This window comes from Streptomyces sp. NPDC002853, from assembly GCF_053591915.1.
The window spans coordinates 78,772-99,298 of the sequence record NZ_JBSFUS010000010.1; the positions used below are offsets into that span (position 1 = coordinate 78,772).

At 71.3% G+C, this 20,527-nt stretch carries 18 protein-coding genes and 1 pseudogene; 11 read left to right on the forward strand and 8 right to left on the reverse strand.

Annotated elements, in window-relative coordinates; translation table 11 throughout:
* Positions 1 to 32: 32 nt before the first annotated feature.
* From ACWD02_RS27280 to paaA, 6 genes are all read right to left on the reverse strand, one after another.
* On the reverse strand, positions 33 to 1,166 hold the full coding sequence (locus ACWD02_RS27280) for an acyl-CoA dehydrogenase family protein (protein ID WP_451215056.1): 1,134 nt from the start codon (positions 1,164 to 1,166) through the stop codon (positions 33 to 35).
* A 140-nt stretch (positions 1,167 to 1,306) separates the two neighbouring features.
* Positions 1,307 to 2,383 carry a 1,2-phenylacetyl-CoA epoxidase subunit PaaE gene (paaE, locus tag ACWD02_RS27285; protein WP_451215057.1) on the reverse strand — a complete coding sequence of 359 codons (1,077 nt, stop codon included), beginning with the start codon at positions 2,381 to 2,383 and terminating at the stop codon, positions 1,307 to 1,309.
* On the reverse strand, positions 2,383 to 2,874 hold the full coding sequence (gene paaD / locus ACWD02_RS27290) for a 1,2-phenylacetyl-CoA epoxidase subunit PaaD (protein ID WP_451215058.1): 492 nt from the start codon (positions 2,872 to 2,874) through the stop codon (positions 2,383 to 2,385). The genes paaE and paaD overlap by 1 nt, the downstream gene beginning before the upstream one ends.
* Positions 2,868 to 3,620: a 1,2-phenylacetyl-CoA epoxidase subunit PaaC gene (gene paaC, locus ACWD02_RS27295; protein WP_451215059.1), complete on the reverse strand. Its 753-nt coding sequence runs from the start codon at positions 3,618 to 3,620 to the stop codon at positions 2,868 to 2,870. The genes paaD and paaC overlap by 7 nt, the downstream gene beginning before the upstream one ends.
* A complete protein-coding gene (gene paaB, locus ACWD02_RS27300) occupies positions 3,617 to 3,907 on the reverse strand; it encodes a 1,2-phenylacetyl-CoA epoxidase subunit PaaB (RefSeq protein WP_451215060.1) in 291 nt (96 codons plus the stop codon). The genes paaC and paaB overlap by 4 nt, the downstream gene beginning before the upstream one ends.
* On the reverse strand, positions 3,904 to 4,902 hold the full coding sequence (gene paaA, locus ACWD02_RS27305; protein WP_451215061.1) for a 1,2-phenylacetyl-CoA epoxidase subunit PaaA: 999 nt from the start codon (positions 4,900 to 4,902) through the stop codon (positions 3,904 to 3,906). Before paaA ends, paaB begins: the two co-directional genes overlap by 4 nt.
* Before the next feature lie 221 nt (positions 4,903 to 5,123).
* Between paaA and ACWD02_RS27310 the strand changes: the two genes are divergently transcribed.
* The 3 genes from ACWD02_RS27310 to ACWD02_RS27320 are packed head-to-tail and all read left to right on the forward strand — an operon-like array spanning position 5,124 to position 7,943.
* Positions 5,124 to 5,894, forward strand: coding sequence for a DUF5819 family protein (locus ACWD02_RS27310; RefSeq protein ID WP_451215062.1), 771 nt, complete (start codon positions 5,124 to 5,126; stop codon positions 5,892 to 5,894).
* Positions 5,891 to 7,147 (forward strand): HTTM domain-containing protein, encoded by a 1,257-nt coding sequence (locus ACWD02_RS27315; protein ID WP_451215063.1) that lies wholly within the window; start codon positions 5,891 to 5,893, stop codon positions 7,145 to 7,147. Before ACWD02_RS27310 ends, ACWD02_RS27315 begins: the two co-directional genes overlap by 4 nt.
* Before the next feature lie 16 nt (positions 7,148 to 7,163).
* Complete coding sequence (locus ACWD02_RS27320; protein ID WP_451215064.1) at positions 7,164 to 7,943, forward strand: TrmH family RNA methyltransferase; 780 nt, start codon at positions 7,164 to 7,166, stop codon at positions 7,941 to 7,943.
* Between the two features lie 15 nt (positions 7,944 to 7,958).
* On the opposite strand, the gene paaN is transcribed toward ACWD02_RS27320, so the two are convergent.
* On the reverse strand, positions 7,959 to 9,650 hold the full coding sequence (gene paaN, locus ACWD02_RS27325; protein WP_451215065.1) for a phenylacetic acid degradation protein PaaN: 1,692 nt from the start codon (positions 9,648 to 9,650) through the stop codon (positions 7,959 to 7,961).
* Between the two features lie 194 nt (positions 9,651 to 9,844).
* On the opposite strand from paaN, the gene ACWD02_RS27330 reads away from it, so the two are divergent.
* Positions 9,845 to 11,359 carry a 3-hydroxyacyl-CoA dehydrogenase gene (locus ACWD02_RS27330; RefSeq protein WP_451215066.1) on the forward strand — a complete coding sequence of 505 codons (1,515 nt, stop codon included), beginning with the start codon at positions 9,845 to 9,847 and terminating at the stop codon, positions 11,357 to 11,359.
* Positions 11,356 to 11,949 (forward strand): TetR/AcrR family transcriptional regulator, encoded by a 594-nt coding sequence (locus ACWD02_RS27335; protein ID WP_451215067.1) that lies wholly within the window; start codon positions 11,356 to 11,358, stop codon positions 11,947 to 11,949. Before ACWD02_RS27330 ends, ACWD02_RS27335 begins: the two co-directional genes overlap by 4 nt.
* Before the next feature lie 4 nt (positions 11,950 to 11,953).
* On the opposite strand, the gene ACWD02_RS27340 is transcribed toward ACWD02_RS27335, so the two are convergent.
* Positions 11,954 to 12,520, reverse strand: coding sequence for an Lrp/AsnC family transcriptional regulator (locus ACWD02_RS27340; RefSeq protein WP_451215068.1), 567 nt, complete (start codon positions 12,518 to 12,520; stop codon positions 11,954 to 11,956).
* A 190-nt stretch (positions 12,521 to 12,710) separates the two neighbouring features.
* Here ACWD02_RS27340 and pdhA point away from each other — a divergent pair, with 190 nt between their 5' ends.
* The 6 genes and pseudogenes from pdhA (at position 12,711) to ACWD02_RS27370 (ending at position 20,514) form a co-directional block, all read left to right on the forward strand.
* Complete coding sequence (gene pdhA / locus ACWD02_RS27345) at positions 12,711 to 13,892, forward strand: pyruvate dehydrogenase (acetyl-transferring) E1 component subunit alpha (RefSeq protein ID WP_451215069.1); 1,182 nt, start codon at positions 12,711 to 12,713, stop codon at positions 13,890 to 13,892.
* Complete coding sequence (locus ACWD02_RS27350; protein ID WP_451215070.1) at positions 13,889 to 14,917, forward strand: alpha-ketoacid dehydrogenase subunit beta; 1,029 nt, start codon at positions 13,889 to 13,891, stop codon at positions 14,915 to 14,917. The genes pdhA and ACWD02_RS27350 overlap by 4 nt, the downstream gene beginning before the upstream one ends.
* Positions 14,917 to 16,455, forward strand: a complete 1,539-nt coding sequence (locus ACWD02_RS27355) for a dihydrolipoamide acetyltransferase family protein (RefSeq protein WP_451215071.1) — start codon at positions 14,917 to 14,919, stop codon at positions 16,453 to 16,455. Before ACWD02_RS27350 ends, ACWD02_RS27355 begins: the two co-directional genes overlap by 1 nt.
* A gap of 116 nt (positions 16,456 to 16,571) precedes the next feature.
* A pseudogene (locus ACWD02_RS27360) lies at positions 16,572 to 17,579 on the forward strand (NTP transferase domain-containing protein); the annotation flags it as partial.
* A gap of 305 nt (positions 17,580 to 17,884) precedes the next feature.
* Positions 17,885 to 19,405: a molybdopterin molybdotransferase MoeA gene (locus tag ACWD02_RS27365; RefSeq protein WP_451215072.1), complete on the forward strand. Its 1,521-nt coding sequence runs from the start codon at positions 17,885 to 17,887 to the stop codon at positions 19,403 to 19,405.
* A complete protein-coding gene (locus ACWD02_RS27370) occupies positions 19,393 to 20,514 on the forward strand; it encodes a potassium channel family protein (RefSeq protein WP_451215073.1) in 1,122 nt (373 codons plus the stop codon). Before ACWD02_RS27365 ends, ACWD02_RS27370 begins: the two co-directional genes overlap by 13 nt.
* Positions 20,515 to 20,527: the final 13 nt, after the last annotated feature.

Here is a 20,527-nt window from a genome sequence, read left to right on the forward strand (position 1 = left end):
GCCTGAGGCTTTGGGTTCTGGGTCTGCGGCCTTCAGCCGAGGGGGTGGGCGGCCAGTAGGTCGCCGAGTGCCTCTTCGTGTGCTGCTGCCGGGCCTAGGGACAGTTCCAGTTGTTTGGCCCACGCGTGGTAGCGGTGCAGGGGGTAGTCGGTGTCGGATCCGAAGCCGCCGTGCAGGTGCTGGGCGGTCTGCACCACCCTTCGTACGCCGTCCGATGCCCAGATCTTGGCGACTGCCACGTCTGCGGTGGCGGGCAGGGCGCCGCTTGCGCCGGTGCTGATGCGCCAGGCGGCCTGCCAGAGGGTGACCTCCATCGCGCGCAGGTCGATGTAACGGTCGGCTGCCTGCACCGCCACGGCCTGGAACGTGGCGACGGGGAAGCCGAACTGCTCGCGTTTGCCGGTGTATTCGGCGGTCATGCTCAGCACGTGTTCACCGAGGCCGAGTGCGAGGGCACAGGTTCCAGTGGTGAGCAGGTCGCGCAACCAGTCCCAGGCTCCGTCGGTGTCGATGACGTCGGTGCCGTCGATCCGTACGGATTCGAGGCTGATCTCGCCGAGGCGTTCGCCGCTGGTGGACACCTGATCGGCGAGGGTGAGGCCCTCGTGCTCGCGGGGGATCAGGGCGAGGGCGGTGCGGCCGGCGGGGGTGTGGGCGGGCACCACGATGAGGTCGGCGTTGTGTGCCCAGGGGACTGCGGTCTGTGTGCCGTCGAGCAGCCAGCCGTCCCCGTCCTGGCGTGCGGTGACGGCGAGTTCGGCGGGGTCGTGTCCGCTGCGGCCGTTCGCCGCGACGGTCAGGACGAGTTCGCCGCGGCCTGCCTTCGGCAGGATCCGCTGCTTCAACTCCTGGCTGCCGTAGGTCTGTACGGCGTAGGCGGCGGCGCTGCTCTCCAGGAGCGGCACTCGGGCGAGCTTCTTCGCGGATTCGCGCAGGACCAGGCAGAGGGCGATGGCGTCCAGGCCCGCGCCGCCGTGCTCGGCGTCGAGAAGCAGGCTCAGCAGGTCGGCTCCGGCGAGCTTGGCCCACAGCGGGCGGTCGAGGTCCTCGGCCACGGCGCCTGGTACGAGGGCGGGGCTCGGTACTCCGTCGGGTGCGACGGAGGCGAAGAGCGCCTTCGCCGCTTCGACGGCGGCCTGCTGTTCCTCGGTGAAGGTGAAGTCCACTGCTTGTCCTCCCACGCACCGGCCCGACGGTTCTGTCCTTGCCACGCCCGCCGTTTCTGACGGGTCGTCAAGATAGAACAGGTTCTATGGGAAGGGAACAGTGAGGACCGCGGCCGAAGGGACGGGGCGTGGGGCAGTTCTCAGCGGTCGAAGTCCAACTCCACTGTGTCCGTGGCCGGGTGGGACTGGCACGCGAGCACGTATCCCGCCTCGGTCTCCTCCGGCTCCAGTGCGAAGTTGCGGTCCATCCGCACCTCGCCCGAGACCCGGAAGGCCCGGCAGGTCCCGCACACCCCGCCCTTGCAGGCATACGGCGCGTCCGCGCGGTTGCGCAGAACGGTGTCGAGGAGGGATTCCCCGTCCCGCACCGGCCAGGTGCCGGAGCGCCCGTCGAGCGTCACCGTCACGGTGCTGTGCGCGGGGGCGGCCGTCGTGGCGGTGGGCGTGGGGGACGTGAGGCCGCCGTCCACGTGGAAGATTTCCTGGTGGATGCGCTGACGCGTCACGCCGAGGCCGCGCAGTGTCTTCTCCGCGCCCTGCACCAGACCGAGCGGGCCGCACAGGAACCAGCCCGCGATCTCCTGGACGGGCAGCAGCGCCGGCAGCAGCCTGCCGAGCCGCTCCTCGTCGAGCCGTCCGGAGTCGAGTCCCGACTGCTGCTCCTCCCGGGAGAGCACGGTGACCAGCTGGAAACGGTCCGGCCAGCGGTCCTTGAGGTCGGCGACCTCCTCCAGGAACATCGTCGACGCGGCGGTGCGATCGCTCCGTATGAGACAGAACGTCGCGTGTGGTTCGCGTTCCAGGAGGGTTGTGGCGATGGAGAGCACCGGGGTGATCCCGCTGCCGCCGACCACCGCCGCATAGCGGCCGGGTGCCGGTTCCAGCGTGAAGCGCCCGGCCGGGGTCATCACCTCGATGAGGTCGCCGACGGCGATTTCTTTGAGGGCGTACGTCGAGAAGGCGCCGCCTTCGACGAAGCGCACCCCGACCCGCAGGGTCCGCGGTTCCGAGGGGCTTTCGGGGTGGGGTGCGGGTGCGCAGATCGAGTACGTGCGCCGGATCTCGGTGCCGTCGGCGAAGCGGCGAAGGGCGAGATGCTGGCCCGGCACGAAGCGGTACTCCTCGCGCAGGACGGGGGGCACTTCGAAGGTCAGGGTCACGGAGTCGTCGGTGAGCCGCTCGACCGCCGTCACCCGGAGCTGGTGGAAGCGTGCCATCACAACTCCTTGAAGTGGTCGAAGGGTTCACGGCAGGAGGCGCACCGGCGCAGTGCCTTGCAGGCCGTCGACGAGAAGCGGCTGAGCAGCTCGGTGTCGGTGGAGCCGCAGTGCGGGCAGCGGACCGAGAGGGTGAGGGGTATCGGGCCGCCGGCGCTGTGCGGGCGTGGGGGCGCGATGCCGAACTCCGCCAGCTTGCGGCGGCCCTCGGCACTGATGTCGTCCGTCGACCAGGCGGGGGAGAGCACGGTGCGCACGGAGATCTCCGCCATGCCGCGCTCACGCAGGACCTGCTCGATGTCGGCGGTCATGGCCTCTATGGCCGGGCAGCCGGTGTACGTGGGTGTCAGCTCGACGTCTACCTTGCCTATGCCGCGGACGTGTACGCCGCGCAGCACGCCGAGCTCGGCCAGTGTGATGACCGGGAGCTCCGGGTCGGGCACAGAGCCCGCCAGGGCGAGGAGCTCTTCCTCGAGGGCAGTGGTCACCATGACGCCCCCGGGTGACTGCGGTGCAGGTGCTGCATCTCGGCGAGCATCCGTCCGAAGGATTCGGTGTGCAGGCCCTGACGGCCCGCGCCCGCCGCCCAGGCCCCTTCCTGCGGGCCTGCGGGCACGGTCAGGGTCGCCTTTTCGATGACGGCGGTCACCGAGGCCGTCCAGTTCGTGCGCAGCGCCGGCCAGTCGACGCCCGCCGAGCCGGTCGTCGCGCCGTCGATGCCTTCGACCGGTTGGAACATCTCGCCGGTGAACCGCCAGAGTGCGTCGAGTCCGCGCTGCATCCGCTCGTGGCTCTCCGCGGTGCCGTCACCCAGTCGCAGCGTCCACTGCTCCGCGTGGTCCTGGTGGTAGGTGACTTCCTTGACCGCTTTCGCCGCGAGCGGGGCGAAGGTGCTGTCCCCGCTCGCCAACTCGCCGTACAGCAGGGTTTGGTACGTGGAGAAGAAGAGCTGGCGGGCGATGGTGTGGGCGAAGTCGCCGTTCGGCTGCTCGACCAGCTGGAGGTTGCGGAAGGCGCGTTCCTCGCGGAGGTAGGCCAGTTCGTCCTCGTCCCCGGCCAGGGAGAGCAGGACGCGTGCCTGGCCGAGCAGGTCGAGGGCGATGTTCGCCAGGGCGACCTCTTCTTCGAGGACGGGCGCGTGACCCGCCCACTCCCCCAGCCGGTGCGAGAGCACCAGGGCGTCGTCGCCAAGGGCGAGGGCGGTGGCGGTGGCCGTCGGGGCCAGGGGCGCGGTCACAGGTGCTTCACCCCGTCCGGGATGTCGTAGAAGGTCGGGTGGCGGTAGGGCTTGTCACCCGCCGGTTCGAAGAAGGAGTCCTTCTCGTCGGGTGATGAGGCGGTGATCTGGGCGGACGGCACGACCCAGAGCGAGACGCCTTCGCTCCTGCGGGTGTAGAGGTCCCGGGCGTTGCGCAGGGCCATCTCCGCGTCCGGCGCGTGCAGGCTGCCCGCGTGGGTGTGGGAGAGCCCGCGGCGGGAGCGCACGAACACCTCCCACAGCGGCCAGTCGGTCGAGCTGCTCATGCCTTCGCCTCCCCGTGCTTGGCGGCGAACGCCGCTGCTGCCTCGCGCACCCACGCGCCTTCTTCATGCGCGCTTCTGCGCTGCGTGATCCGCTGTTCGTTGCACGGGCCGTTGCCCTTGAGGACCGCCCAGAACTCCGTCCAGTCGATCGGGCCGAAGTCGTGGTGTCCCCGCTGCTCGTTCCACACGAGGTCCGGGTCGGGGAGCGTGAGCCCGAGGGACTCGGCCTGGGGGACGCAGATGTCCACGAAGCGCTGGCGCAGCTCGTCGTTCGAGTGGCGCTTGATCTTCCAGGTCATCGACTGCTCCGAGTGCGACGACTCGTCATCGGGCGGGCCGAACATCATCAGGGACGGCCACCACCAGCGGTCCACCGCGTCCTGCGCCATGGCGTGCTGGGCCTCGGTGCCCTGGCTGAGGGCGAGCAGTGATTCATACCCCTGGCGCTGGTGGAACGACTCCTCCTTGCAGACGCGGACCATCGCGCGGGCATAGGGGCCGTATGAACAGCGGCAGAGCGGGACTTGGTTCGTGATCGCGGCGCCGTCCACCAGCCAGCCGATCGCGCCGACGTCGGCCCAGGTCAGCGTGGGGTAGTTGAAGATCGACGAGTACTTCTGGCGGCCCGAGTGCAGTTTCTCGAGCAGCTCGTCACGGCTGGTGCCCAGGGTTTCGGCCGCGCTGTACAGATACAGGCCGTGACCGGCTTCGTCCTGGACCTTGGCCATCAGGATCGCCTTGCGCCGCAGGGACGGGGCGCGCGTGATCCAGTTGGCCTCCGGCTGCATGCCGATGATCTCGGAGTGGGCGTGCTGCGCGATCTGCCTGACCAGTGAGGCGCGATAGGCGTCGGGCATCCAGTCCCGGGGCTCGATGCGCTCGTCGGCCGCGACCGCGGCGTCGAATGCCGCTTCGTGCGCCGCCGTGCGTGCGGCGTCGGCCGCTGCCTGGTCCGGCCCGGACCGGGCCGTCTGATGCTCGGCTGCTGTCGCCATCGCGGTCCCCCTCGACCTTTAGCTAGCTACCGACCGATCGTTCGGTTCGTGGAATTCAATGGTGCGGCTCAGCGCCATAAGGTGTCAACCCTGTGGATAACTTCACGGACGCTGTGCCTGGCGCGCAGGCATGAGTACCGTTCCGCTGCGACGGACGGTAGAGAGACGTGTGACGGGCGGCCGACGGGCGCATCACCGTGCGGGATCGGAATCGGGGCCAAATGGACGCGAACGGCAACAACGCGCACGAGTCGCCGCCCCCACCCTCCGACGCCGTCCACCCGACCACCGAGGATGCCGCTGCCGCTCCGCCCGAGACCCGCACCGGCATCGCCGCCCTCTCCCCGCGCCACCAGGCGGTGGCGGCGCTCGCCCTCGCGCTCATCGCCGTCACGGCCTGCGTCCACGTCGGAATGCTCTTTCTGCATGTCGCCCCCGCGAACACCATGACCAAGCAGCACGGGCAGGCCGTCGACGACTGGATCTACCCCGAGTTCGAGCAGAACTGGAAGCTCTTCGCGCCCAACCCGATGCAGCAGAACATCGCGGTGCAGGCCCGCGCCGAGATCCGTACGGCCGACGGCTCGACGCGGACCACCGGCTGGTACGACCTCTCGGCGCGCGACGGCGCCGCCATCGACGGCAATCTGCTGCCCAGCCACACGCAGCAGAACGAACTGCGCAGGGCCTGGGACTTCTACGTGGGCGCGCACGACGCGCAGAATCGTCCCCGCGGCCTGCGCGGGCAGCTCTCGGAGCGCTACATCCGCCGCATCGTGATGATGCGTGTCGAGCGTGAGGAACCCCTGGGCCGAGGCGCTCGCATCGAGCGCGTGCAGGTCCGCTCCAGGACCACGAATGTGCCGCCGCCCGACTGGAGCGACGAGAAGGTCTCGACGAAACCGGTGATCCGCCAGCTGCCGTGGTGGTCCGTGACACCGGACGACATGCCCCTGGGCAAGGCGCGGGGATCTGAGGTGGAGGCCCGATGAACCGCTTCGGCCCCCTGCTCGGGCGCGGCATCGAGCGGGTCACCGCGTCCGCTCTGGGTCCGTATCAGACCGCCGTGATCCGCATCGGGTTCGCCGCCACCTGGCTGCTCTTCCTGTTGCGTGAACTCCCCCACCGCCAGGAGCTCTACGGCCCCGACGGCCCGTGGAGCTGGGACATGGCCCAGCAGCTCATCGCGGAGAACGACGCCTTCACGGCCCTGATGTGGTCCGACGGGCGCGTCTGGTTCGAGGTCGTCTACGCACTGGCCGTCCTCAGCAGCGCCCTGCTGATGCTCGGCTGGCGCACCCGCACGATGTCCGTGCTCTTCATGATCGGCGTGCTCTCGCTGCAGAACCGCTCCATCTTCATGGGCGACGGCGGCGACAACGTCATCCACCTCATGGCCACCTACCTGGTGTTCACGCGCTGCGGCCAGGTCTGGTCACTCGACGCCCGCCGTGCGGCACGCGCGCGTGCCGCGTCCGTCGACCAGGGGAAGACGCCGGTCGACCTGTCGCGGACGGCACAGCCCGCCGACAGGACCGGGCCGGTGCTGTGGTGGGTCCTCGGGCTCGGACTCTCCGTGGTGACGTTCATGGGGGAGCTCAGCGGGCGCTGGCTGCTGGTCTTCTGGGGGCTGTGGTTCGCGCACGCCCTGTGGTGGGCCGTCGGGCGGCGCGCGCCCGACGGTGAGGCGCGCAAGCTTCTCGATGTCATCGTCAGGCTCGCGCACAACGCCGCTCTGCTGGTGATCATGGTCGAGGCGTGTCTGATCTACGCGACGGCCGGCTGGTACAAGATCCAGGGCAGCCGTTGGCAGGACGGCACAGCCGTCTACTACCCGCTGCGTCTTGACTACTTCTCCCCCTGGCCCGCGCTCTCCGACCTGCTCGTCTCGCACGGCCTCATGGTGATGCTGGTGACGTACGGGACGGTCGCCGTGCAGGTCGCCTTCCCCTTCACTCTCTTCAACAGGCGGGTCAAGAACGTCCTCCTGGCCGCGATGATCTTCGAGCACGCGGTCATCGCGGTCGTCCTCGGCCTGCCGTTCTTCTCGCTCGCGATGATCGCCGCCGACGCGGTGTTCCTGCCGACGTCGTTCCTGCGCCGCGTCGGTAACTGGACGGCACGCGCGCGTGGAGCGCTGTTCTCGCGCCTGCCGCGCCCCGGCGCGGTGCCGGGACAGCGCGACAAGGACGAGGAACCGGCCCCGGAATCCACCGAGCACGCGCGCGTAGGCTTTCCCTCATGAACGGGACGTACGCGGGATGAGCGGGACGCACCAGCCTGGACCGGACGGTGCCGTGCGTGCCTGGCGCGAGATCGCCGAGACCTCCGTGCTCCTCGACGGTTTTCACGCGATCAAGCACGCGCTGCGCTTCGAAGCCCTCGTCCCCATCGCGCTGACCAGTGACAGGGCTGCCGTGCTCGCCCTCGCCGACGAGCTCGCGCCGGATGTGCGGGACGCCCTCGATGCGCTCCTCGTCCAGGTTCCGGACGGCACCCTGCGCACCCTTGCGCCGCGGCTGCATCCCACGGGGGTGGCGGCTCTGGCGGCACGCCCTTACCGCACGGCCAATCTCGGGGCGCTGGCCCGGATGCCGAGGAGCGCGCCGGTCGTCGTTCTCGACGATCCCCGCAATTTGGGCAACGCCGGGGCCGTGATCCGGCTCGCGGCGGGGTTCGGGGCGACGGGAGTCGTCACCACCGGCACGCTCGACCCCTGGCATCCCACGGTCGTACGCGGTGGCGCGGGCCTGCACTTCGCCACGGCCGTCGAGCGGATGGACGTCGGCGAGCTGCCGCCGGGGCCGGTGTTCGCGCTCGACGCGGAGGGCGATGACATCCGTGGCCTCAAACTGCCGGACGACGCCGTGCTGGCCTTCGGGTCCGAGCGCAGCGGTCTGTCGGCGCCGCTGCGGGAGCGCGCCGACCACTTGGTGTCCCTGCCGATGCGGCCCCAGGTCTCCAGCTACAACCTGGCCACCAGCGTCGGCATGACGCTCTTCCACTGGTCGGCGGGCAGGCCTCCGGGCACGGAGGCCTGAACCCGCCGCCGGGCGTCAGGCGTCCCTGCGGATCTCCACCACACGGAAGCGGTTGGCCACGAACGCGCCGTCGCACAGGGCGGCGTTCGCGGCGGGGTTGCCGCCCGAGCCGTGGAAGTCCGAGAACGCCGCCGTCTGGTTCACATAGACGCCGCCCGTGAGGTTCAAGGAGAGCTGGGCGCACTCCTCCAGGCAGGTCTCCTCCACGGCGCCGGACACCTCGTCCGACGTCGTGTACGCGCCGACCGTCATCGCGCCCTTGTCGCGCACCGTGCGGCGCAGCAGCTCCACGGCGTCCGCGGCCGAGTCGACCGCGACGGCGAAGGAGACGGGTCCGAAGCACTCGTCCAGATAGACCGCCTCGGCGTCCGGCTTCGCGCCGTCCAGCTTGACGATGACCGGGGTGCGGACCACGGCGTCGGGGAACTCGGGGTTGCTGATCTCCCGTGAGGGGAGAGCCACTTCGCCGAGTCCGGCCGCCGCCTCCAGACGGGCCTTCACGTCCGGGTTCACCAGGGCGCCGAGGATGCCGTTCGCCCGGGCGTCGTCGCCGAGCAGGCCGTTCACCGACGCGGCGAGGTCGGACACCACGTCGTCGTACGACTTCGCTCCGGCGTCCGTCGTGATGCCGTCCCGGGGGATCAGGAGGTTCTGCGGCGTCGTGCACATCTGGCCGCTGTACAGCGACAGGGAGAAGGCCAGGTTGGACAGCATGCCCTTGTAGTTGTCCGTCGAGTCGACGACGATCGTGTTCACGCCGGCCTTCTCCGTGTAGACCTGCGCCTGGCGAGCGTTGGCCTCCAGCCAGTCACCGAAGGCGGTCGACCCCGTGTAGTCGATGATCTTGATCTCGGGGCGGACGGCGAGGGTCTTCGCGATGCCCTCGCCCGGTCGCTCGGCGGCCAGGCACACCAGGTTCGGGTCGAAGCCCGCGTCGGCGAGGGCCTCGCGCGCGATGCGCACCGTCAGCGCGAGCGGGAGCACCGCGCGCGGGTGGGGCTTGACCAGGACGGGGTTGCCGGTGGCCAGGGAGGCGAACAGGCCCGGGTAGCCGTTCCACGTCGGGAAGGTGTTGCAGCCGATCAGGAGCGCGATGCCGCGTGCCACGGGCGTGAAGCGCTTGTCCAGGCCGATCGGGTCCCGCTTGCCCTGGGGCTTGGACCACTCCGCGTTGTCTGGGGTGCGGGCCTGCTCGACGTACGCGTAAGCCACCGCTTCGAGGCCGCGGTCCTGGGCGTGCGGTCCACCCGCCTGGAAGGCCATCATGAAGGCCTGGCCGCTGGTGTGCATGACCGCGTGCGCCATCTCGTGCGTGCGGGCGCTGATGCGCGACAGGATCTCCAGGCAGACCATCGCGCGCACTTCCGCGCCCGCATCGCGCCAGGCGCGCATTCCGGTGCGCATCGCGGGCAGCAGCGTGTCGATGTCCGGGTGGGGGTACGTGATGCCCAGCTCAGGCCCGTACGGAGAGACTTCCGCGCCTGTCCAGTCGTCCGTGCCCGGTTGGTCGAGCTCGAAGCGGCTGCCCAGGAGGGCGTCGAAGGCGGCTTTGCCGTCGGGCAGGCTCAGGCTGCCGTTCTCCCCGTAGGCCTTGGGGTGTTCGGGGTGCGGCGACCAGTACGCGCGCGTGCGGATCGTCTCCAGCGCCTGGTCGAGTGTGGGCCGGTGCGTGGCGATCAGCTGGTGCGCGGTGAGTTCGGCGGCCATATCGGACCAACTCCTCGTCGAGCCGGCTCTTCGTCGAGCCGGCGAGCTGGGCAGGGCAGTGCGGGAACGGACGGACAGAGCTAGAGTAACCGAACGATCGGTCGGGACAAGGGGGTCCGCCGAACCTGTGGACAACTTTGCGCCGGGCACCCCCGCACCCTTGGGCGGACACCCCGTGCGGGAGGATCGCGAGCATGACAGCACTCGAGCTCAGCAGCCCCGTTGCCGTGGTCGGCACCGGAACCATGGGTCAGGGCATCGCCCAGGTCGCCCTGCTGGCGGGCCACCCGGTGCGGCTGTACGACGCCGTGGAGGGCCAGGCGAAGACCGCGGCCGGTGCCATCGCCGCACGCCTCGACCGGCTCGTCGAGAAGGGCAGGCTCACGGCCGAGGACCGGTCAGCCGCGGGGGACCGGCTCGCACCGGTCGCCGGACTCGCCGAGCTCTCCGGATGCGGGCTCGTCATCGAGGCGATCCTGGAGCAACTGCCGGTCAAACAGCGCCTCTTCGAAGAGCTGGAAGAGGTCGTCGACGAGACCTGTCTCCTCGCCACGAACACGTCCTCCCTCTCCGTCACCGCCATCGCGGGCACGCTCAAGAAGCCCGGCCGTTTCGTCGGCCTGCACTTCTTCAACCCCGCACCGCTGCTCCCCCTCGTCGAGGTCGTCAGCGGCTCCGCGACCGACGAGACGGCCGCCACGCGCGCGTACGAGACGGCGCGGGCCTGGGGCAAGACGCCGGTGCGCAGCGCGGACACCCCCGGCTTCATCGTCAACCGCGTCGCCCGCCCCTTCTACGCCGAGGCGCTGCGCCTGCACGAGGAGCGGGCCGCCGACCCGGCCACCATCGACGCCGTCCTGCGCGAATGCGGCGGCTTCAGGATGGGCCCCTTCGAGCTCACCGACCTCATCGGCCAGGACGTGAACGAGGCCGTCACCCGCTCCGTGTGGGAGTCCTTCTTCCAGGACCCCAAGTTCACGCCGTCACTCGCCCAGCGCCGCCTCGTCGAATCGCGCCGCCTGGGCCGCAAGTCGGGTCAGGGCTGGTACGCGTACGGAGACGACGCCCCACGGGCTGAGCCGCACACCGCGGGGCCCGCGGCGGCCCCGGCGTCCGTCGCGGTGCACGGGAGGCTGTTCCAGGCGCACGCCCTCATCGAGCTGATCGTCGGCGCCGGGATCGACGTCGCGTACGAGGAGCCCATCGACCCCGGCCACCCCGGCTGGATCGAACTGCCCGGCGGGGGCAGACTCTTCCTTGCCGACGGCCGCGCCGCCGACGACGCCGACGCACCGGTCATCCACTTCGATCTCGCGCTGGACTACGGGTCGGCGACGAGGATGGCCCTGGCACCGGCCGCGACGGTGGACGAGGACCAGCTCGGCGAGGCCGTGGGCCTCTTCCAGGCGCTGGGCAAACAGGTCAGCGTCGTCGCCGACGTCCCGGGGCTGATCGTGGCCCGTACCGTCGCCATGCTCGTCGACTTCGCCCAGGACGCCGTCGCGCGCGGTGTCGCCGACAAGAAGGACGTCGACACTGCGATGCGCCTCGGCGTCAACTACCCGCGCGGACCGCTCGCGTGGGGCGAGGAGCTCGGCGCGGGCTGGGTCCGCGAAACGCTGGAGAGCCTGCACCTGGAGTACCCCACCGGCCGCTACGCGCCCTCCCAGGCGCTGCGCCGCGCGGCAGCGCGAGAGGATCACTCATGACCACCACCAGGCGCGACACGTACACCCCGGAGACCCTCCTGACGGTGGCGGTCCGGGTCTTCAACGAGCGCGGCTACGACGGCACGTCCATGGAGCACCTCTCCAAGGCCGCCGGCATCTCCAAGTCCTCGATCTATCACCACGTCTCCGGCAAGGAAGAGCTGCTGCGCCGCGCGGTGAGCCGTGCGCTCGACGGGCTCTTCGGGATCCTCGCCGAGGACCACGCGCGCGTGGGCACCGCGGTGCAGCGCCTGGAGCACGTCACGCGGCGCACCGTCGAGGTACTGATCGCGGAACTACCCCACGTGACGCTGCTGCTGCGCGTGCGCGGCAACACGGACACCGAGCGGTGGGCCATGGAGCGGCGCAGGGAGTTCGACCAGCAGGTCGCCGACCTGCTCAAGGAGGCCGTGGCCGACGGTGACCTGCGCTCGGACGTCGAGCTGCGCCTCGCCACCCGGCTGCTCTTCGGGATGATCAACTCCATCGTGGAGTGGTACCGCCCGGATGCCCGTGGTGCCTCGTCGGGCGAGCAGGTCGCCGACGCCGTCGTCCAGATGGCCTTCGCGGGGCTGCGCAGCGGCGCCTGACGGATCAGTTCTCCGGCTCCAGGTCGTCCTCCTCGAAGACCAGCAACGTACGCGTGCTGAGCACTTCGGGGATGGACTGCAGCCGGGTCAGGACCAGCTCGCGCAGCGCTCGGTTGTCCGGCGTGTGCACCAGGAGCAGTACGTCGAAGTCGCCGCTGACCAGCGCGATGTGAGAGGCGCCCGGCAGCGTGCGCAGATGCTCGCGGACCGTGCGCCAGGTGTTCTGGACGATCTTGAGCGTGATGTACGCGGACGCGCCCTGGCCCGCTCGCTCGTGGTTGATCCGGGCGCCGAAACCGCGGATCACGCCGTCGTCGATGAGCCGGTTGATGCGCGCGTAGGCGTTCGCACGTGACACATGGACGCGCTCGGCCACGGCCCGTATCGACGCGCGGCCGTCCGTGTGCAGGATCTGCAGGATGTCGCGGTCGATCGAGTCCAGCGGACGGGGCAGGGGCTCCGGGCGGTCGCCGGCCGCGTCCCTGGGGCGGGGCAGGCCCTCCGGGCGGTCGCCGGGCCGGTCTTCCGGACGATCACCGTCGCGTCCGTCGGCCATTCGTTCAGATGCCATGTCCCCCCGCCTCCCTACCATGGACGTACTGCATCCATCCCAGGCTGTGCAGAACCGTTTGTCCACAGCCTGGAGGTGCCTGTAGCCAAAATGTGCCGACGACCGAACAATCGGTAGGTGAGGCGCCTCACATTGCCGCGCCTCGTTTGCCGCTCCCAAGAGGAGACCGCTTCCACATGGAGGTGCCGAGATGACGGTCATGGAGCAGCGGGGCGTCTACCGGCCCACCCCGCCACCCGCATGGCAGCTCAGGACCGATCCCGCGCCGCTGCTGCCCGACGCCGAGCCGTATCGCGTCCTGGGCACCGAGGCCGCCGGCAAGGCCGACGAGGAGCTCCTGGCCCGTCTGTACGCCCAGCTGGTGCGCGGACGGCGGTACAACACGCAGGCGACGGCCCTGACCAAGCAGGGCAGACTCGCCGTCTACCCCTCCAGCACCGGTCAGGAAGCGTGCGAGGTGGCCGCCGCGCTCGTCCTGGAGGAGCGGGACTGGCTCTTCCCGAGCTATCGGGACACGCTCGCCGCAGTCGCCCGCGGCCTCGACCCCGTCCAGGCGCTGACCCTGCTGCGCGGCGACTGGCACACCGGATACGACCCGCGCGAGCACCGCATAGCGCCCCTGTGCACCCCTCTCGCGACCCAGCTCCCGCACGCCGTGGGGCTCGCGCACGCCGCCCGCCTCAAGGGCGACGACGTGATCGCGCTCGCCATGGTCGGGGACGGCGGCACCAGTGAGGGTGACTTCCACGAGGCGCTGAACTTCGCGGCCGTCTGGCAGGCACCCGTCGTCTTCCTGGTGCAGAACAACGGCTTCGCGATCTCCGTGCCGCTCGACAAGCAGACGGCGGCCCCGTCCCTGGCCCACAAGGCCGTCGGGTACGGAATGCCGGGACGCCTGGTGGACGGCAACGACGCGGCGGCGATGCACGAGGTGCTGAGCGAAGCGGTCTCACGCGCGCGGGAAGGCGGTGGCCCCACGCTCGTCGAGGCCGTGACCTACCGCATGGACGCCCACACGAACGCCGACGACGCCACGCGCTACCGCGGGGACGCCGAGGTCGAGGCCTGGCGTGCGCACGACCCGATCCTGCTCCTGGAGCGGGAGTTGACCGACCGGGGACTCCTCGACGAGGAGCGGATCGGGGCGGCCCGCGACGACGCCGAGGCCATGGCTGCCGACCTGCGGGAACGCATGAACAAGGACCCCGAGCTCGACCCCATGGACCTGTTCGGCCATGTCTACGCCGAGCAGACCTCCCAACTGCGCGAACAGGCGGGCCAGTTGCGGGCGGAGCTCGAGGCATCGGACGAGAACGGCACGGACGGCATGGACGGCACGGACGGCACGGACGGCGAGGAGAACGCGCGATGAGTACGGTCGCGGCCGAACGGGCCACCAAGAAGGCAGCCAAACCGGCCACCATGGCGCAGGCGCTCGGGCGCGCGCTGCGCGACTCCCTGGCCGATGACCCGGCCGTGCACGTCCTCGGCGAGGACGTCGGGGCGCTCGGCGGGGTCTTCAGGGTCACCGACGGACTCACCAAGGAGTTCGGCGAGGACCGCTGCACGGACACACCGCTCGCCGAGGCGGGCATCCTGGGGACGGCCGTCGGCATGGCGATGTACGGGCTGCGGCCCGTCGTAGAGATGCAGTTCGACGCGTTCGCCTACCCGGCCTTCGAGCAGCTCATCTCCCACGTGGCGAAGATGCGCAACCGCACCCGGGGCGCGATGCCGCTGCCCATCACGGTCCGCGTGCCCTATGGCGGTGGCATCGGAGGAGTCGAGCACCACAGCGACTCCTCCGAGGCGTACTACATGGCCACCCCGGGGCTGCATGTCGTCACGCCCGCCACGGTCGCCGACGCCTACGGCCTGCTGCGGGCCTCCATCGCCTCCGACGACCCGGTCGTCTTCCTGGAGCCCAAGCGCCTCTACTGGTCCAAGGCCGACTGGAACCCGGACGCGCCGCAGACCGTTGAACCCATAGGCAAAGCCGTGGTGCGACGCCCCGGGCGCAGCGCCACGCTCCTCACGTACGGGCCGTCCGTCCCCGTCTGCCTCGAGGCGGCCGAGGCGGCGGTGGCCGAGGGGTGGGACCTCGAAGTGGTCGACCTGCGCTCCCTCGTCCCCTTCGACGACGAGACGGTGGCCGCCTCCGTGCGGCGGACCGGGCGCGCTGTCGTCGTGCACGAGTCGAACGGATTCGGCGGACCCGGCGGGGAGATCGCCGCTCGCGTCACCGAGCGGTGCTTCCACCACCTGGAGGCGCCGGTCCTGCGCGTCGCCGGATTCGACATCCCGTATCCGCCGCCGATGCTGGAGCGGCATCACCTGCCCGGCGTGGACCGGATCCTGGACGCGGTCGCGCGGTTGCAGTGGGAGGCGGACAGCTGATGGCGCCCGGTCTGAACGTGAACAGCCTCGAGTTCAAGCTGCCGGATCTCGGCGAGGGGCTCACGGAGGCGGAGATCGTCCGCTGGCTCGTGCAGGTCGGCGACTTCGTCGCGGTGGACCAGCCCGTCGTCGAGGTGGAGACGGCCAAGGCGATGGTCGAGGTGCCCTGCCCGTACGAGGGTGTGGTGACGGCCCGCTTCGGCGACGAGGGGGTGGAACTCCCGGTGGGGGCACCCTTGTTGACGGTCGCCGTCGGCGCCCCGGCCGGAGCGGCGGACACGACCGCGGCGCCGGAGGAGCCCGCCGAGCGAGCCCTGCAGGCGGCAGCCGCCGAGGAGTCGTCCGGCAACGTACTGGTCGGGTACGGCACGGCGGCGGCGCCCGCGCGACGCAGGCGGGTGCGATCGGCGGGGTTCGGCACGAAGACCGCGCCGAAGCCTGCCGCGCGGCCCGCGCCAAGGGCCGCCCCACTGGACGAGCCCTCCGGGCCGCGCAGTGAGCCCTCCGGCTCGCGGAACGAGTCCTCCGGGCCGCAGAAGCCCGCCGGACGTGGCGCCGCGGCGACCCCGGGCACCCTTCCGCGCCCCGACGGCCCGATACCGGTGATCTCACCGCTCGTACGCAAGCTGGCCCGCGAGAACGGCGTTCAGCTCCGGGAGCTGACGGGCACTGGCCCGGACGGTCTGATCACGCGGGCCGACGTGGAGAGCGTCATCGCGGCGGAGCGGACGGCCGCGGGCACGGCCCTGATCACGCGCACGCCGGTGAGGCCGGTGAGCGAGGAGACGCACGGCGCGCCGGCGGGGGCGCGGGAACGCTATCCGCTGACCGGCATCCGCGGGCTCGTCGCGGACAAGATGTCCCGCAGCAGGCGCGAGATACCGGAAGCCACCTGCTGGGTCGACGCCGACGCGACCGAACTGCTCGCGGCGCGCGCCGCGATGAACGCCGCCGTGAAGGAGGGCTCCGACAAGGAGGGCACCGCCAAGGAAGGCGTCGGCCGGAAGATCTCGCTGCTCGCGCTGTTCGCCCGCATCAGCGTGGCTGCGCTGGCCCGATACCCGATGCTCAACTCCACCGTGGACATGGAGGCGCGCGAGGTGGTCCGGCTCGCCGACGTCCACCTCGGGTTCGCCGCGCAGACCGACCGCGGTCTGGTCGTCCCCGTGGTGCGCGACGCGAACACGCGGACCACCGAATCGGTCAACGCCGAGCTGATCCGTCTCACGGAGTCGGCGAGGGACGGAAAGCTGACGCCGGGGGAACTGACGGGCGGCACGTTCACGTTGAACAACTACGGGGTGTTCGGGGTCGACGGCTCCACGCCGATCATCAATCACCCCGAGGCCGCCATGCTCGGCGTGGGCCGGATCGTGCCCAAGCCATGGGTCCACCAGGGGGAGTTGGCGGTGCGACACGTCGTGCAGCTCTCGCTCACCTTCGACCACCGGGTGTGTGACGGCGGTACGGCGGGCGGGTTCCTGCGGTTCGTGGCGGACTGCGTGGAGCAGCCCGCGATGCTGCTGCGGTCGGTGTGAGGAGGCCCGGGGTGGCGGTGCGGGCGACGGCGCCGTGATGTGAGTCTGCGTACAGAGGTGATGTGAGACCCCGTATGAGGGGTGGCATTGATCCTTCGTGCGCCCATACTCGGGGCATGACCGCGCAGAGGGCTCCGGGTGGCGCTGATTCCGCCGCCTCGGACGCCGCCCCGAACGATCGTCCGCATGCCGCCCCGCCCGATCTTCGGCATGCCGCCCCGGCCGATGCCGCGAACGCCTCCCCCAACGCTGCCCCGAGCGCCTTGGCGTACGACGCCGTGGTGCTCGCGGGGGGCGGGGCCAGGCGGCTCGGCGGTGTGGACAAGCCGGGCCTGCGGGTGGGCGGCCGCGCGCTGCTCGACCGGGTGCTCGGCGCGTGTTCCGGCGCGGTGTCGACCGTGGTCGTCGCCGCGCCCCGCCCGACCTGCCGCCCCGTGGAGTGGGCGCGCGAGGAACCCGCCGGGGCGGGGCCGCTCGCCGCGCTCGACGCGGGGCTGCGGTGTACGGAGGCGGAGCAGGTGGTGGTGCTCTCCGCCGATCTGCCGTTCCTGGAGGAGCGGACGGTGGGCGGTCTCCTCGCCGAGCTGCGGGAGAGCGGCGCGGACGGCGCGGTCCTGCGGGATCCCGGTGGCCGGGACCAGCCGCTGGTCGCCGCCTATCGCACTGCCGCGCTGAAACGTGAGATCGCGGGGCTCGCCGCCGAGCACGACGGTCTGACGGGACTTCCGCTGCGGTCACTCACCGCGCGGCTCGAACTCACCCGGGTCGCCGACGCGGTGGCGTCCTTCGACTGCGACACCTGGGACGACATCGCGGCCGCTCGGGCCCGCATCAGGGAGCATGGGCACGTGTTGGATGAATGGATTTCCGCAGTCAAGGACGAACTGGGCATCGAGCTCGACGTCGACACCGGCTTGTTGCTCGACCTCGCCCGCGACGCCGCGCATGGCGTGGCCAGGCCTGCGGCTCCGCTGACCACCTTCCTGGTGGGGTACGCGGCGGCGCGGGCCGCGCAGGGCGGCGGGCCCGAAGCGGTGGCCGACGCGGCCCACAAGGCGGCGGCGCTGGCCACGCGGTGGGCGCAGGAGGGCGGCTCCGACGCGGGGCCCGGCGGTGCGCCCGCAGTGGCGCCGGAGGCGATCCCCGGCGGAAAGCCGGCCACCGCCCCCGACGCCGGCCAGCAGCCCGCTCGCCCCGCTGCCGGCCAGCAGCCCGCTCACCCCGCTGCCGGCCAGCAGCCAACTCACCCCGACGCCGGCCAGCAGCCCGCTCGCCCCGCTGCCGGCCAGCAGCCAACTCACCCCGACGCCGGCCAGCAGCCCGCTCACCCCAACCCCACCCCGCACCCAGCCCACCCCAACCCCACGCCTCAGGACGCCCGCCCCGACCCAGGGCAGGGCGCGAGGGACGACATGCGGCCGGATGCCGGATGAGTGGGCAGCCCGCGCCGGACGCCGAGCTCGACGAAGCGCTCGCCCTGGTGAACGACGACCGCGACCGCAGGGCCGGCAGGCGCGCCGACGCCGGACCCGCAGGCGGCGACCCCCGGAGTGCGCGAGACGCTTCGGGTGACCTGGGCGCCCCGGGCCACGGCACCGTGCCCCAGCCCCCTGCCGCACCCGCACCCGCACCCGCACCCGCATCCAGCACATCCACCCCCACCGCACCCACCCCCACCAGTAACGCCGCCCCCACCAGTAACGCCGCCCCCACCGCCCACCCCGAGCACCGCGACATCACCGCCTGGCCCGCCGCCCGCACCGCGGCCGGGCGCGCCCCGCAGCCCGTGCCCTCCGCCTCCGCGCCCGGCACCGTTCCCCTGGGGCAAGCGCTCGGGCTCGTTCTGGCCGCGCCCCTCGTCGCGCTCACCGATCTGCCCTCCTTCGACACCTCCGCGATGGACGGCTGGGTCGTCGCGGGGCCCGGCCCCTGGGACGTCCGGGCCGACGGGATCCTCGCCGGGCACGGGCGGCCCGAGCCGCTCTCCGACGGGGAAGCCGTGCGGATCGCGACCGGGGCGCGGATCCCGCAGGAGGCCACCGCCGTCATCCGCAGCGAGCACGGCCTCACCGACGACAAGGGACGGCTGCACCCCCGGCGCGATGTCACCCAAGGGCAGGACATCCGGCCCCGTGGCCAGGAATGCCGCTCCGGTGACCAACTCCTGCCGAGCGGCTCGCTGGTGACCCCGGCGGTGCTCGGCCTCGCGGCAGCCGCCGGGTACGACGAACTGCCGGTGGTCCCCCGGCCCAGCGCCGAAGTGCTGATCCTGGGCGATGAGTTGCTGACCGAGGGGCTTCCTCACGAGGGCCTCATCCGTGACGCCCTGGGGCCCCTGCTGCCGCCCTGGCTGCGCTCGCTCGGCGCCGACGTCATCGCCGTACGCAGGCTCGGTGACGACGCCGAGGCTCTCCACCAGGCCCTGACCACCTCTGCGGCCGACCTCATCGTCACCACCGGCGGCACCGCCTCCGGCCCGGTCGACCACGTCCACCCCATCCTGCGCCGCATCGGCGCCGAACTCCTCGTGGACGGCGTCGCGGTCCGCCCGGGGCACCCGATGCTGCTCGCCCGCCTTCGCCCCGACCAGCACCTCGTCGGCCTGCCCGGCAACCCGCTGGCCGCGGTCTCCGGCCTGCTGACCCTGGCCGAGCCCCTGCTGCGTACGCTCTCGGGGCGCCCCAAGCCGTCGGCGTACACCGCCGTTCTGCGCGAGGACGTGCACGGGCACCCGCACGACACCCGTCTCGTCCCCGTCACCCTCCGCGCCGATCACGCCGTGCCCCTGCACTACAACGGCCCGGCGATGCTGCGCGGCATCGCGGTGGCCGACGGGCTCGCGGTCGTCCCGCCTGGCGGTGCGCGGCGTGGTCAGGAGCTGGAGGTCCTCGACCTCCCGTGGGTCGGGCCGGACCTGCACACCGAGACGGCCGGGGAGTGTTTCACGTGAAACTTCCCGGCCATGACGCCATCGCCCGCAACCCCGACGAGCACCTCGTCACCCACCGCATCAAGCTGCCGCGCCAGATCGTCGAGCGGCCCCTGCGGCAGGTCGCCAAGCGTCTCCTCATGGCGCTCGCGGTGCTCGCCCTGACGACCTTCATCGTCTGGATCGACCGCGACGGCTACCACGACAACTCGGACAACCGGCTCGACTTCCTCGACGCCGCCTACTACTCCACCGTGACGCTCTCGACCACCGGATACGGCGACATCGTCCCGTACAGCGACAGCGCGCGGCTCTGCAACATTCTCCTGATCACGCCGCTGCGCGTGCTCTTCCTGATCATCCTGGTCGGCACCACTCTCGAAGTGCTCACGGAACGTACGCGCGAGGAATGGCGTCTGAACCGCTGGAGGTCCAACTTGCGTGAACACACCGTCGTCGTCGGCTTCGGCACGAAGGGTCGCTCGGCGATCCAGACCGTCTGCGCGACCGGTCTGAAGCCCGAGCAGATCGTGGTCGTCGACCCGAGCGCGAAGGTCGTCGACGCCGCCACAGCGGAGGGGTACGCGGGCGTCATCGGCGACGCGACGCGCAGCGACGTGCTGCTGCGTGCCGAGGTGCAGCGAGCCCGGCAGATCATCATCGCGACCCAGCGGGACGACACCGCCGTACTGGTCACGCTCACCGCCCGGCAGATGAACCGCGGGGCGAAGATCGTGGCCGCGGTGCGCGAGGAGGAGAACGCGCCGCTGCTGCGCCAGTCCGGCGCCGACGCCGTGATCACCAGCGCGAGCGCGGCGGGACGTCTGCTCGGTCTCTCCGTGCTCAGCCCCAGCGCGGGCATGGTCATGGAGGACCTGATCCAGCAGGGCAGCGGGCTCGATCTCGTCGAGCGGCCGGTGATAAAGGCCGAGGTGGGGATGGGAGTCCGCGAGACGGAAGACCTCGTCGTGAGTGTCGTACGCGGTCATCGCGTGCTCGGGTACGACGATCCCGCCGTCGGAAAGCTGCAGTTGATGGACCGTCTGATCACCATCGTGCGGGCGACTCCGACGTCACCGATGGCGCCCGACGCCAAGTCGAATCCGCCGCGCGGCGGTCTGCGCACGTAATCGGACCGTCGGG

Bases quoted from the DNA above. Each gene is read 5' to 3' on its own strand.
- paaA (WP_451215061.1), bottom strand. From the start codon at position 4,902: ATGGCGACAGCAGCCGAGCATCAGACGGCCCGGTCCGGGCCGGACCAG.
- ACWD02_RS27340 (WP_451215068.1), bottom strand. From the start codon at position 12,520: ATGGCATCTGAACGAATGGCCGACGGACGCGACGGTGATCGTCCGGAA.
- ACWD02_RS27355 (WP_451215071.1), top strand. From the start codon at position 14,917: ATGGCGCCCGGTCTGAACGTGAACAGCCTCGAGTTCAAGCTGCCGGAT.
- paaD (WP_451215058.1), bottom strand. From the start codon at position 2,874: ATGGTGACCACTGCCCTCGAGGAAGAGCTCCTCGCCCTGGCGGGCTCT.
- ACWD02_RS27335 (WP_451215067.1), top strand. From the start codon at position 11,356: ATGACCACCACCAGGCGCGACACGTACACCCCGGAGACCCTCCTGACG.
- ACWD02_RS27315 (WP_451215063.1), top strand. From the start codon at position 5,891: ATGAACCGCTTCGGCCCCCTGCTCGGGCGCGGCATCGAGCGGGTCACC.
- ACWD02_RS27365 (WP_451215072.1), top strand. From the start codon at position 17,885: ATGAGTGGGCAGCCCGCGCCGGACGCCGAGCTCGACGAAGCGCTCGCC.
- ACWD02_RS27320 (WP_451215064.1), top strand. From the start codon at position 7,164: ATGAGCGGGACGCACCAGCCTGGACCGGACGGTGCCGTGCGTGCCTGG.
- paaN (WP_451215065.1), bottom strand. From the start codon at position 9,650: ATGGCCGCCGAACTCACCGCGCACCAGCTGATCGCCACGCACCGGCCC.
- paaE (WP_451215057.1), bottom strand. From the start codon at position 2,383: ATGGCACGCTTCCACCAGCTCCGGGTGACGGCGGTCGAGCGGCTCACC.
- ACWD02_RS27350 (WP_451215070.1), top strand. From the start codon at position 13,889: ATGAGTACGGTCGCGGCCGAACGGGCCACCAAGAAGGCAGCCAAACCG.
- ACWD02_RS27310 (WP_451215062.1), top strand. From the start codon at position 5,124: ATGGACGCGAACGGCAACAACGCGCACGAGTCGCCGCCCCCACCCTCC.
- ACWD02_RS27330 (WP_451215066.1), top strand. From the start codon at position 9,845: ATGACAGCACTCGAGCTCAGCAGCCCCGTTGCCGTGGTCGGCACCGGA.
- pdhA (WP_451215069.1), top strand. From the start codon at position 12,711: ATGACGGTCATGGAGCAGCGGGGCGTCTACCGGCCCACCCCGCCACCC.
- paaB (WP_451215060.1), bottom strand. From the start codon at position 3,907: ATGAGCAGCTCGACCGACTGGCCGCTGTGGGAGGTGTTCGTGCGCTCC.